Genomic DNA, 12727 nt, shown 5'->3' with positions numbered 1-12727 from the left:
TTCACAAGCTATGCAAGCCGTTCTCACGGTCACGAACTTGCGCAAGTCGTTCGGCGGGGTCCATGCGCTGAAAGGCATCGACTTCGATCTTCACGCCGGCGAGATCCATGCTCTTTGCGGCGAGAACGGCGCCGGCAAGAGCACGCTGGTGCGTATCATCGCCGGCCTCATGCCTGCGGACGAAGGCGAGGTCCGCGTCGATGGACAGCTTCTGCGGCCAGGCGAGCTCACCAATCCGAAACTTGTTTCCGTCGTCTATCAGGAACTGTCGATCATTCCGCATCTGTCCGTGCTGGACAATGTGCTTCTGGGCGACCCCGATATCTCCCAGCTCTACATCCGCGCCCGCTACAGGGCGCGTGCACGCGAGACGCTGGATCAGCTCGGGCTGTCCGATATTCCGCTCAACCTCGAGGCCGGAACCCTGTCGATCGCCGAGCAGCAGCTCCTCGAAATCTGCCGCGCTGTGATGCGCGGAGCGCGCGTGCTCATCCTCGACGAACCGACCGCGAGCCTTTCCGACGCCGAGATCCAGCGGGTCTTCGCCACGGTGCGCTGGCTGCGCGCCAAGGGAACGGCCGTCGTCTATATCAGCCATCGCCTGCCGGAGATCTTCGCCCTCACCGATCGCACGACCGTGTTCCGGAACGGACAGCGCATCCTGACGAAACCGACCGCGCAATGGACCAATGACGAGCTCGTCACCGAGATGATCGGTCGCGAGGTAACCTCGGCGCATGCAACGCGCGACCGGGCCGGGCCCGAGGCGGCGACGGTGATCGAGCTGGCGGGACTTGGCGTCGCGGGAAAATACCGCCCCGTCGATCTTGCCTTCCGCGCCGGCGAGATCGTCGGCGTCATCGGTCAGTTGGGCTCCGGCGCCAATGCGCTGGTCGAAACGCTGGCAGGCCTGGAGCGACACTACGCCGGCACGATCAGGGTCGGCGGCTCTCCGGTCGAGGTCACCTCGATTGCGGCGGCGAGCCGTGCCGGTATCGCCTATGTCTCGGAGGACCGCGCCGGCAAGAGCCTCTTCCTCGGAGCCCCCATCGAGGTCAACCTCACAGCGGCGATACTCGACCGCCTCAACCGCTTCGGTGTCCTGACGCTCGCCGATGCGCGCAAGCAGGCGGGCGAGCTTGCCCGCCGGTTCCAGATCGACGCCCGCCGGCTGCCGGCTGCGGCGTCGACGCTTTCGGGCGGCAACCAGCAGAAAGTGGCGATCGCCAAGTCGGTCGCGCTCTCGCCCAGGATCCTGGTGCTCAACGAGCCGACACGCGGCGTCGATGTCGGCGCCCGCACCGAGATCTACCGCGAAATCCAGGCGCTCGCCCGCGAGGGGTTGGTCGTCCTGTTCTTTTCGACGGACCTGGAAGAGATCCGGGAACTGTCGCAGCGCGTGATCACAGTCTTCCGCGGCGAGATCGTTCGTGACCTGCCGGTCGAGGAGACGACCATGGATTCCATCCTGGGCGATGTCGTTCGCGGTCCGGACATCGGGAGGGCGGCATGAGCATCAACGGCAATATAAGCAGCGGAGGCAGGGCCTTGGTCGGATTCGACGCGGCGGCGCTCGGCGCCAGCCTGATGCGGCCGGAGCGCATCCAGTCCACCGCGGTGTGGGCAGCCACGGTGCTGTTCGCCCTGTGGGCAACATTCACCATTCCCGGCTTTTCCTCGGGCGCCAATGTGTCGGCGATCATGTACTCCACGTCCGCGGTCGGCATCGCCGCGGTCGGCATGGCGCTTATCACGCTTTCCGGCAATCTCTTCATGTTGTCGATGGGCGCGACGGCCGCCGTCTCCACCATTCTTTTTGCATCCTTCCTGCATTTCGGCCTGTTCGCGAGCGTGATCCTGGTGGTCCTGATCGGCGGGCTGTTCGGGTTGGCCCAGGGTATCGCCGTCGGCCTGTTCCGCACCAATCCGATCATCACCACGATAGCGATGGCTTCGATCATCACCGGCGCCGGCTCGTTCTATTCCGGCGGCCTGACGGTCGTGGGCCAGGGAGACGCGAACTGGCTCGGGGTCGGACGGACCCTCGGCCTGCCCAATCAGATCCTGCTCTTCCTGTTGGCGGCGATCGTGCTGAGCTTCATCGTCGAGCGGACCCGCTTCGGCCGGGAGCTTCGCCTGATCGGGCTGAACCCGAAGGCGGCCAGCTTCACAGGCCTGCGCGTCGGCCGCACGCTTGTGCTTGCCTATATGTTCGCCGCCATAGCTGCGGCCTTTGCCGGCGCGCTCTATGGCTCGCAGGCGGCGCAGGGCAACCTCAAGCTCGGCGCGGGGCTGGATTTCGACGCGATCGCCGCCGTGCTCGTCGGTGGCGTGGCGATCAAGGGCGGCCAGGGCCGGATACTCGACGCGGCGATCGGCGCCGTATTCCTGGCAATGATCTCCAACATCCTTTTGCTCAAGGGCCTGTCGCTGGAGATCCAGCTCATCGTCAAGGGCCTGGTGGTGATCGGCTCGGTGATCCTCGGCGCGCTGGCGCTCGGCTTCAGGAGGTAAGACCATGGCCGCGATCCGCAAGTCGAAGATGATCTCCGGCGCGACGCTGCTGCGCCTTGTCCTTCTCGCCGCTCTCGTCGCCGCCTTCGCGATCTGGAATCCGGCTTTTATCAGCGGCCGCAATCTCTATGCCCTCATGCAATCCTTCGCGCTGCTCGGCATGGTCGCGCTTGGCCTGTCGTTGACGATGATTGCCGGCGAGTTCGATCTGAGCGTCGGCTCGATGGTCGCCGTGGGCGGCCTGATCACGCTCGTCATCGGCGCCGGCAATCTCGTCCATGGCATGTTCGCCGCGCTGGCGTTCGCCGTGCTTGTCGGCTTGGTCAATGCCTTCGTGATCAGCCGCTTCAAGGTGTCGTCGCTCGTCGTCTCGGTCGGCTCGATGATGGCGCTCTCCGGCTTCGCCTTCTGGCTCGCCGGCGGCAAGGTCATCAGCACTGACAATTTCGACCTCGGCATGGCCCTGGACGATCCGCTGCTGACCGTCCTTTCCTGGCGCAGCGTCGTGACGCTTGCCGCCTTCCTGCTCGTCGGCCTGTTCATGCACTACACGCTGATGGGACGCGACATCCGCGTCGTCGGCAGCAAGCCCCAGGTCGCGGCAGCGAGCGGCGCCAGGGTCGGCCGCTCGCTGGTGATCGTGTTCGTGCTTTCCGCCGCCACGGCCGCGCTCGCGGGAAGCCTGCTGTCGATGAGCCTCGCCAGCGCCGCGGCGACCACCGGCAGCACGCTGATGCTGCAGGCCGTCTCGGCCGCGATCGTCGGCGGTGTCGCCCTCAGCGGCGGTTCGGGAACGCCGGCGCATGTGCTGCTTGGGTCGCTGATCCTGACGGTGATGAACAATGGACTGAGTCTGATCGGCATGGGGGCGACGGGGATTCTCTTCGCCAACGGCCTCGTGCTGATGGGGATCGTGCTGCTCGACGGACAGTTGGGCGCATGGATGAGCGAACGGCTCGCAATGTCGCGAGCCGCCAATTCCGCCTAGCGGAAACAACCGACGGATCCTTGCAACGCTGCCGAGCCGATCGGCGGTGCGGGGGAACGTGCACCTTGAAACGGGAGGAGTAACCAAAATGAACTTCGCAAAACTCACCAAACTTTTGCTGGCGACCACGGTCGTCGGAGGACTGATGGCGCCGGGAATGGCCTTCGCCGCGGCCAAGGGCTCGAAGGTGATCCTGCTGACGGTCACGGAAGAATGCGAATATTGCGCGCTCCACCAGCGCGCCTTCAAGGAGGTCGCGGCCGCCGCGGGCATCGATCTCGAGGTCAAGATCAACAACTACGACGCCGCCGAGCAGGCCTCGCAGGTCGACCAGGCGATCGCCCAGAAGCCGGACGCGATCGTGCTTTGGCCCGCGGATGCGAGCGCCATCGTGCCGTCGCTGCGCAAGATCAAGCAGGCCGGCATCCCGCTGGTGATCACCAACTCGCGGCCGGACGAGAAATATTCGCAATTCTGGGACGTCTTCACCGGCCCGTCGGACATCGGCAACGGCGAGTCCGCCGGCGAGGCCATGATCAAGGGTTTCGCCGACAAGAAGCTCGGCAGCGACGGCAAGGTCTTCATCGTCGAGGGCGTTCCCGGAACACCGCCTCAGATCCAGCGCTCGCAGGGCTTCGAGGATGTCCTGGGCAAGAAGGCGAGCGGCATTCAGGTGGCCGGCAAGCAGAACGGCAACTGGGACCAGACCAAGGCGACGGATGCCGCCGCCGCCCTCTTCACCCAACTCGGCTCAAGCGTGAAGGGAGTCTATGCGCAGGCCGACAACATGATGTCCGGCGTGATCGTCGCCGCCAAGCGCGCCGGCATCGATCCGGCAAGCCTGGTCCTGGTCGGCTCCAACTGTTCGATCGAAGGCGTCAACCAGATCAATGACGGCACGCAATACGCCACCGTCCTGCAGTCGCCGATCGACGACGGCAAATATGCCGCGCAGGCCGTCGCCGATCTCCTCGACGGCAAGAATGTGGAGAAGCAGATCTTCCTGCCGCACGAGATCATCACCAAGGCCAACGTCGCCGACTGCAACGCCGCGCTCGGCCGCTGATTATCCGCATCCGAGGCACGGCGGCCCGCCGCCGTGCCTCACCCTTCCCGACGTCAGAAAAGAGGAATACCCCATGGCCACGGAGCCAGTCTTTAGCAACGCCTTGCCGGACCTTGTCGTGGTCTCCGGAACGGCTTCTGGTCTTGGTACTAACATTGCCCGGCTGCTGACCGAAAGCGGCGTGCGCACGATCGGCGTCGATCTCGCGCCGGCGCCCGAGAGCCTTGCAAGCGAACGCTATTCGCATGTCCGGGGCGACGTTACCGACGAGGCGACCTGGGCCGGCATCACGGACATGATCGCCAGGGAAAATCCTGGAACGCTTGGCCTCGTGACGTCGGCGGCCATGCTGACTGTCGGCACCATCCTCGAATTCGACAAAGCGGCGATGGAAAGGACCATGTCGGTCAATTTCATCGGCACGGCGCTCGCCTTTCGCGCCATGCTGCCGTTGATGACCGCGCGCGGCGGCGGCCCGATCGTGGCGGTCGCCAGCATCGACGCGACCTTCGCCGAGCAGCAGCTTGCCGTCTACGCCGCCTCGAAGGGCGCGGTCCGCCAGCTTACCCGCACAGTTGCGATGGACCATGCGCGCCAGGGCATACGCGCGAACGTGCTGAGCCCCGGGCCGATGCTCGCCGGCCTCTTCGAGCGGCACATGAAATCCGCCAACGATCCGGACCGCTTCCTCGCCGCGCGCGCCAACCGCCAGCCGGCCGGCCGCATCCTCGATCCGGCCGAGGTCGCCCGCGCCGGCCTCTTCCTGCTTTCCGACGCCTCCACTGCGCTCAATGGCGCCGAGATCATCGCCGACGGCGGCCTGACGACCAGCTTCGATTTCCGCACCGGGTCGGAAGGCGCCTCGGTCTGAGGAGAACATGATGAGCAAACCCATTGAACTCGTCGCCGCCTACTGGACCATCTCCGGCGACGTCTATCCGTTCGCGCCGAACGAGATCAGCCCCTTTCCGTTCGCCCGGCGTGTCGAGGCGGCGGCCAGGGCCGGATACAAGGGCGTCGGCCTGATCCATGCCGATCTGCAGGCGACGCGCGAGAAGATCGGCCTGAAGGAGATGCGCCGCATCCTCGACGCCAATGGCATGCCGCATGTCGAGCTGGAGTTCATCACCCACTGGTTCGCGTCCGGCACCCTGCGCGCCGCATCGGACAAGGTTCGGCGCGAGCTCTTCGAGGCGGCGGAGACGCTCGGCGCCCGCGACGTCAAGATCGCGCCGGAATTCGATGCCGACACGATCGACCTTGGGCAGGTCACGGACAGCTTCGCCGCGATCTGCGACGACGCCGCCCGTTACGGGACCAGGATCGCGCTGGAGGTGATGCCGTTCTCCAACGTGCGCACCCTGGAAACCGCGCGCGCCATCGTCGAAGGCGCGGCGAAGGCCAATGGCGGCCTGCTGCTCGACATCTGGCATGTCGGCCGCGGCGGCATCCCCTACGAAGCCGTGGCCGCCGTGCCGAAGCAATATGTCGTCTCGGTCGAGCTCGACGACGCGGATGAGAAGGTCGTCGGCACGCTTTGGGAAGACACGATCTACGAACGCCGGCTCTGTGGCGAGGGCGTGCTCAATCCACCCGCCTTCATCGACGCGATCCGCAAGACCGGCTTCGATGGCTTCTACTCGGTCGAAGTGATCTCAAAGAGGCATCGCGTGCTGCCGCTCGAAGAGGCGGCGCGACGCTCGTTCGAAACCACCATGGCGCAATTCGCCGCAAGATAGGGAGGATCAAAATGGAAACCAATCTCAAGGGCAAGGTGGTGCTGATCACCGGGGCGGCGAAGGGCATCGGCCGCGAAACGGCGATCGCGTTCGGCCGCGAGGCAAGCCGCGTGGCGCTTTTCGACATCGACGAAGCGGCGCTCGCCGAGACGTCGGCCGCAGTCACGGCTGCCGGTGGCACGGCCGCGACGTTCAAGGCCGATCTTTCCTCGGCTGAGGATATCGAGAAGAAGGTTACAGCCGCGATCGCCCATTTCGGCGGCACGGTCGACGTCCTCGTCAACAATGTCGGCGCCGGCGCGGTGCGGACGTTCGACCAACTGACCGACGCCGAGTGGGACAAGACCTTCTCGCTCAACTTCATGAGCTATGTCCGCACGACGCGCGTCGTCCTGCCGGTCATGCGCAAGCACGGACACGGCGCGATCGTCAACAACGGCTCGGATCTTGCGCGCCAGCCGGAAGGCGTTCCGATCGATTACTCGGCGTCCAAGGCGGCAGTGCTCGCCCTGACCAAGGGGCTGGCGCGCACCGAAGGCGCCAACAACATCCGCATCAACGCCGTGGCTCCCGGCCCGATCTGGACGCCGTTCTGGACCCAGCCCGGCGGCTTTGCCGAAACCATGGGCAAGTTCCACAATATGGAGCCGCAGAAGGCCGTCGAGCACGAGATGTCGCTGCGCCAGCTGCCGCTCGGCCGCCTCGGCAAGCCGGAGGAAGTGGCCAACGTCATCGTCTTCCTGGCCTCCGATCTCGCCTCCTTCGTCACCTCCTCCGTCTGGGGCGTGGATGGCGGCTCGATACGGGCGATCGCCTAAAGCAATTCCCGGAAAAGTGTGAGCGGTTTTCCGTCCGGAATTGCGTCAAAACAAAGAGATTTCAGGAGAACCGCACTGCGATTCTCCTTTGGAATTGCGCAAAAAACAAGGAGTTGCAGCACGCGATTTCATCAAACGCTGAACTGCTTCAGGGCGCGTCGCAAGGAAACGGATTCAGCCGACGCGGTCGACGATCCGCTCGATGCGGTCCTGGGCGTCTTTCAGGGCCGCTCGGTCGGATTTGCGGCCGGAAAGCGCGTCGTGAACCTCCTCGCCGATGATGCGCTCCATGCCAGTGTAGAACGGCACCGGCGGGCGCTGCCAGTTGCGCAGCAGATTGCGGTTGGCGAGACTGCCGACAAAGCGCACGAGCTGCGAGCTGCCGATCGCCTCCGGATCCGCGCTGACCGAGAAACGCGGCGCGACGGGAAAGCCGTTCTTCACATGCTCCTTCATGGCCTCGCGCGATGCCATCCAGGCCAGCGCTTCGGCCGCCAGCGGCAGACGCTTCGGGTCGATGTTGGAAGGAATGCACAACAGGAACCCGCCGATCGGCGAGGTGTTGGTGCCGCCCGGTCCTGAAGGCTGTGGAACGTAGGCCACGCGGCGCTTGACGGCGGAGCGGACTTCGGCCTCGAACTGCGCGGCGCGCATCGTCCAGACATAGCCCATCGCGCTCTGGCCGCGCAGGAAGACCGCGCAGGAATCGTCCCAATGCGCCTCGAGCGCGCCGGGCTGGGCGATCTCCAGCATGCGATGCATGTAGTCGAGCGCCAGCAGGCCGGCTTCGCTGTCGATCTGCGGCCGCATATGCTGCGCATCGAGGTTTTCGGTGGAATAGCCCGTCGGCGTGCGGCGGATCGACAGCACGCTCTGGCCGCAGCAGCCGAGGAAGAACATGAAGCTCGATGCCAGCGGCCGGTGCGCCGCGTTCCAGGCGATGCCGTAGCGTTCCGCGGCCGGATTGTGGAATGCGCGCCCGGCGCTGATGACGTCGTCGAAGGTGCGCGGCAGCGACAGCCCCTCGCTTTCGAAGAGATCCGACCGGCAGGCCAGCACCTCTATCGTGCAATAGATCGGCACACCGTATTCGACGCGCTGCCAGGTCGTCGTCGACCAGATCGACGGATGGAAATCCATCGGGTTGATGCCGGATTCGCGGATCGTCTCGCCGATCGGCAGGACAAGTCCCTTGCTCGCGAATTCTCCGAGCCAAGGCATGTCGATCGCGATCATGTCGTAGGCCGAGATGGTGCGCGCGCCGTTCGCCAGGCCCTCCCGGTAAAGATCGTTCTGGTGCACCAGCTTGAAGCTCTTGGCGCTCGCCAGATTGTTGCGGAAGTCCGACCACGTGTTGCGCATGGCGGCGAAGTAATTGTCGTCGTTCAGCAGGAACTGCAGCTCGACGCCTTTCGTGACCCTGTTGGTCAAAAGGTTGATCGGCGGGATGATCGGACTGCCGCGCTGCGGGGCGCCGAAATAATAGTCGGCCTCATGCTCCTCATTGTTACGGCCGCCGACGATCTCGGCGATCAGGGCTTTTGTCTCCGCCGCATAATTGATGGCGAGGTTCGAGAGGCGTGCCGTCGGGTGAAGCGTGAAGCGCTTGGCCGTTTCGGAAGCCGCCCGCCTTTCGATCAATCCGCCGTCGATCATGCCCTGGATGCGCCGGATCGCGGTGCCGTGAGGGAGATTGGAGACCAGCGCGAGCTTGCTGATCGTCACCGGATAGCCCTCGAGCTCCGAGCGCATGAGGTAGTGGATGATGCGCCAGGCGGCCTCGTCTTCGACATCCGTCACGCCGAGGAAAGGTCTGCGCAGGCGATCCACGAAATCATAAACGCGCAGGAACTCGTGATCGTTCATCCGAACATTCTCCTTCCAGCGCGGAAGGATACGCCGATCAGGCGGCTCGACGCCAGCTTTTGTCCAATTTGGACGAAACTGACCAGCCTCAAGTTCCGGCGGTCTTGGGAGCCATGACGAAATCCCATTCGACGGACCAGAACGGAGCGTCGAAACCGAGCTCGCGCGCCTTTTCCGGGTTGGTGACTTTGGTGAAATCCGCGATCAGCGAATCCTTCACGCCGAAGACGGCGTCCTCGGCGAGGTAGCGGCAATCGGGCGCGAAGATGTGGGTGATGACGGGATCGTAACCCGGCGCGCTGACGATGTAGTGCACATGCGCCGCCCGGTTCGGATGACGCCCGAGCGCGGCGAGCATCTTTCCGACCGGTCCGTCGTCGGGGATGGGATAGTAGCGCGGCTTGACCGAACGATACCAGTATTCGCCCTTCTTGTCGGCGGTGAAGACCCCGCGCAGATTCCAGTCGGGCTGGATGTCCTTCTGCTGGACATCGTAGAAGCCGTCGTCATTGGTCTGCCAGACATCGATCAGCGCGCCGGCGATCGGCTTGCCTTGCGTGTCGAGCACGCGACCGCGCACCACCATCGGCTCGCCCTTGCCGTCGAGGCAGATGTTAGCGCCGTGCTCGTAGCGCGGGGCCTCCGGCACATAGAACGGTCCGAGGATGGTGTTTTCCGTGGCGCCGTTCGGACGCCGGTGATTGATCGCGTCGACAAGCATCGAAACGCCAAGCGTATCGGAAAGAAGGATGAATTCCTGCCGCCAGTCGGAGCACATCTTGCCGACATCGGTGAGAAACTTGATGCCTTGCAGCCACTCCTCATGCGTCGGCTCGATCTCCTTGATGGCGGCGTGCAGGTGCTTCACCAGCACGCCCATCACCTGCCGCAGGCGCGGGTCGACATCCGGCCCCATGCGCGCGTTGACCACGTCGACCGAGGTCTCTTCCTCGAAATAGGGATATTTCGGTCGAGCGGCGTCTGCGGTGCCTGTCATGGCGATAACTCCTCCAGGGACGTTCGGGTTCTCAGGCCTGCGGCGGCTCGCCGGCATAGGCGCGCGCGATAAGAGCCCGGATCGGTTCCCGCTCCAGCGCCCGCGGGTTCCAGTAGGGATTGGCCAGCGCGCGGTCCGTCGCGGTGTCGATCCCGTCGGGCGGCATGCCTATCTCAGACAGGGCGCGCCTTGCGCCGATCCTGCCCGCAAGATCGTAGAGAGCCGTCGCCGGGTCGTTCGTCTTCAGCACGGCCCGCAGGGTTTCCATGACCGCCGGAATGGCGGGGGCGTTATAGGCCAGCACATGCGGCAGCACGATCGTATGGGTCTCCGCATGCGGCAGATCGAAACTGCCGCCCAGCGTGTGGCAAAGTTTGTGGTGCAGCGCCATGCCGACCGAGCCGAGGCAGATGCCGCAGAGCCAGGCGCCGTAAAGCGCCTTGGAGCGCGCATCGCGGTCATGCGGCTTCTCGGCGATGACCGGCAACGCGCTCACCAATGCGCCGATGGCCTCGGCCGCCATCAGATCTATCACCGGATTGCTTTCCCTCGCGTAGAGCGCCTCGACCGCATGGGCGATGGCGTTCATGCCGCTTGTCCCCGACAACGCGGCAGGAAGCGTCATCGTCAGATCGACGTCGTAGATGACCACTTCCGGCAGCACCCGCGGGCTCGACTGGGTGACCTTCACGCCATCCTTCGTCTCGCCGAGGATGGGTGTCATTTCCGAGCCCGCATAGGTCGTCGGCATCACGATCTGCGGCAGGTCGGTGCGCAACGCGATCGCCTTGGCGAGGCCCGTCGTGGAGCCGCCGCCGACCGCGACCAGCCCGTCGGCCTCGAGTTCCGCCACGACCCGCAGCGCGTCCTCGGTCACGGACACGGGCGTATGCATCGTCGCCCCGGCATAGACCCCGGCCGCGGTGCCGCCAAGCGATCCGGCCAGACGCCGCGCGTCCGCCTCCTGCGGCGGCGTTGCCAACACGAGCACACGCTTCAGCCCCAGACGGTCGATCTCCTCCGGCAGCCTTGCAATGGTGCCAGATCCGAAGACGACGCGCGCCGGCTGGCCATTATAGACGAAGCTTTTCATCGAGCCTCTCCCCGTCAGCCGCGATTGTCGACACGCAGCAGGAAGGGATTGATGCTGACGCTTTGCCAGACATTGGCGGCATTGAACGGGTCGGCGGCGTTGAACGCCTTCACATCTTCGATGCTGTCCGCGGAAAACACGAAGAGCGAGCCGATCATGGTCGCACCGTCCGCAGCGACCAGCGGCCCGGAGATTACAGTCGCGACCGATCCGGCGGCAAGATAGGCCTTGTGGGCATCGTAATTGGCAAGCCGGCGCGCAAGCGCATCGGCATGGTCGAGACAGTGGACGGCAAAGAGCAAGATAGTCCTCCCGGGGGGCGCGACGCTTCATCGATCGTCGCTAAGTTCTACTCCTCCCTGCCGGAACTTAAATCGACTCCCGTCGAACGGACCGATGAATTTGTCCAAACTGGACAGATATGGGTCCATGCGGTCGTGATTGTTCGCCGCCGGAAACGGATACCGGCCGATTGCATCGTGCCGTCGAGGGCTAGCGCAGCCGCGAGATCCCTGTGGTCTCAGGCGATCCTCTGCTCGAATTGCGCGATGTCGGCGCTCTTGCGCAGTCCGGTCGCGACGACGGACACGCGGAACTTTCCCGCCAACGCCTGGTCGAAGATGGCGCCGACGATGATGTCGGCATCGGCGTCGACCTCTTCGCGTATCCGCGTCGCGGCTTCGTCGACCTCGAACAGCGTCATGTCCATGCCGCCGCAGATCGACACGAGCAGCCCCCTGGCGCCGGACATGGAAGCTTCATCGAGGAGCGGATTGGCGATCGCCGCCTCGGCCGCGATCTTGGCGCGCCCCTCCCCGGAGGCCTCGCCGGTTCCCATCATCGCCCGGCCCATGTCCCGCATCACCGACTTCACGTCGGCGAAATCGAGATTGATCAGGCCTTCCTTGACGATGAGATCGGTGATGCAGCCTACACCCGCGTAGAGAACGCGATCCGCCATGGCGAAGGCGTCGGCGAATGTGGTCCTGGCGTCGGCGACCCTGAAGAGGTTCTGGTTCGGGATGACGATCACGGTATCGGCGCTCTCGCGAAGGCGTTCGATGCCTTCCTCGGCCGCCTGCGTCCTGCGCTTGCCCTCGAACACGAAAGGCTTGGTGACGACGGCCACCGTCAGGATGCCGGCGTCGCGCGCGGCACGCGCGATCACGGGCGCCGCACCCGTCCCCGTGCCGCCGCCCATGCCGGCGGTGATGAAGCACATATGCGTTCCCGCAAGGTGATCCATGATCTCGTCGATGGATTCTTCCGCGGCAGCGCTCCCGACCTGGGGCAAGGACCCGGCGCCCAGCCCCTCGGTCACATGCGCGCCCAGTTGGATCAGCCGCGACGACTTCGACATGGTGAGCGCCTGGGCGTCGGTGTTGGCGACGACGAACTCGACGCCCTGCAGCCCTTCGGCGATCATGTTGTTGACGGCGTTTCCGCCGGCGCCGCCGACCCCGACAACGGTGATCTTGGGTCTCATCTCCAGGATTTCCGGCTTGGCGGTCATGTTCTCATCTTTCTACCGAAGGCACCTGCGGCTCCGCCGCACGATCATGCGGAACCGAAGCAAGCACACGAATCAGGCGACCCCCACCAACCGCAGGGAATCAGAGCAGGCGCCTCCCTGCAAGGTCCGCTGA

At 64.9% G+C, this 12727-nt stretch carries 12 protein-coding genes; 7 read left to right on the top strand and 5 right to left on the bottom strand.

All coding sequences use genetic code 11. The features are described 5' to 3' along the window. Nucleotides 1-10: 10 nt before the first annotated feature. The 7 genes from FJ417_RS12215 (at nucleotide 11) to FJ417_RS12185 (ending at nucleotide 7125) form a co-directional block, all read left to right on the top strand. Complete coding sequence (locus tag FJ417_RS12215; protein ID WP_140783600.1) at nucleotides 11-1513, top strand: sugar ABC transporter ATP-binding protein; 1503 nt, start codon at nucleotides 11-13, stop codon at nucleotides 1511-1513. A gap of 35 nt (nucleotides 1514-1548) precedes the next feature. Further along, nucleotides 1549-2514, top strand: coding sequence for an ABC transporter permease (locus FJ417_RS12210; protein WP_246687443.1), 966 nt, complete (start codon nucleotides 1549-1551; stop codon nucleotides 2512-2514). Nucleotides 2515-2518: 4 nt separating this feature from the next. Then, entirely contained in the window at nucleotides 2519-3502 is a 984-nt protein-coding gene (locus FJ417_RS12205; RefSeq protein ID WP_140783599.1) for an ABC transporter permease, read from the top strand. A gap of 88 nt (nucleotides 3503-3590) precedes the next feature. Further along, the gene (locus FJ417_RS12200; protein WP_140783598.1) at nucleotides 3591-4568 is read left to right on the top strand and encodes a sugar ABC transporter substrate-binding protein; all 978 of its coding nucleotides are present in this window, start codon (nucleotides 3591-3593) and stop codon (nucleotides 4566-4568) included. A gap of 73 nt (nucleotides 4569-4641) precedes the next feature. Continuing rightward, the gene (locus FJ417_RS12195; RefSeq protein ID WP_181166957.1) at nucleotides 4642-5439 is read left to right on the top strand and encodes an SDR family oxidoreductase; all 798 of its coding nucleotides are present in this window, start codon (nucleotides 4642-4644) and stop codon (nucleotides 5437-5439) included. 10 nt (nucleotides 5440-5449) lie between these two features. Continuing rightward, a complete protein-coding gene (locus tag FJ417_RS12190) occupies nucleotides 5450-6307 on the top strand; it encodes a sugar phosphate isomerase/epimerase family protein (protein WP_210240644.1) in 858 nt (285 codons plus the stop codon). A gap of 11 nt (nucleotides 6308-6318) precedes the next feature. Then, nucleotides 6319-7125 carry an SDR family oxidoreductase gene (locus FJ417_RS12185; protein ID WP_140783595.1) on the top strand — a complete coding sequence of 269 codons (807 nt, stop codon included), beginning with the start codon at nucleotides 6319-6321 and terminating at the stop codon, nucleotides 7123-7125. A gap of 174 nt (nucleotides 7126-7299) precedes the next feature. On the opposite strand, the gene FJ417_RS12180 is transcribed toward FJ417_RS12185, so the two are convergent. The 5 genes from FJ417_RS12180 to ftsZ form a co-directional block, all read right to left on the bottom strand. Further along, nucleotides 7300-8991, bottom strand: a complete 1692-nt coding sequence (locus tag FJ417_RS12180; RefSeq protein ID WP_140783594.1) for an extracellular solute-binding protein — start codon at nucleotides 8989-8991, stop codon at nucleotides 7300-7302. 88 nt (nucleotides 8992-9079) lie between these two features. Next, nucleotides 9080-9988 carry an intradiol ring-cleavage dioxygenase gene (locus FJ417_RS12175; protein WP_140706670.1) on the bottom strand — a complete coding sequence of 303 codons (909 nt, stop codon included), beginning with the start codon at nucleotides 9986-9988 and terminating at the stop codon, nucleotides 9080-9082. Nucleotides 9989-10019: 31 nt separating this feature from the next. After that, nucleotides 10020-11081: a maleylacetate reductase gene (locus FJ417_RS12170; protein ID WP_140783593.1), complete on the bottom strand. Its 1062-nt coding sequence runs from the start codon at nucleotides 11079-11081 to the stop codon at nucleotides 10020-10022. Nucleotides 11082-11095: 14 nt separating this feature from the next. Next, nucleotides 11096-11383, bottom strand: a complete 288-nt coding sequence (locus FJ417_RS12165; protein ID WP_140651249.1) for a YciI family protein — start codon at nucleotides 11381-11383, stop codon at nucleotides 11096-11098. A 218-nt stretch (nucleotides 11384-11601) separates the two neighbouring features. Beyond that, nucleotides 11602-12594 (bottom strand): cell division protein FtsZ, encoded by a 993-nt coding sequence (ftsZ, locus tag FJ417_RS12160; protein ID WP_040996104.1) that lies wholly within the window; start codon nucleotides 12592-12594, stop codon nucleotides 11602-11604. Nucleotides 12595-12727 lie beyond the last annotated feature (133 nt).

Origin of the sequence: Mesorhizobium sp. B3-1-7 (assembly GCF_006439385.1) — a bacterium.
In the GTDB taxonomy this organism is placed as follows: domain Bacteria; phylum Pseudomonadota; class Alphaproteobacteria; order Rhizobiales; family Rhizobiaceae; genus Mesorhizobium.
This window is presented reverse-complemented; position numbering and strand designations above follow the sequence as displayed.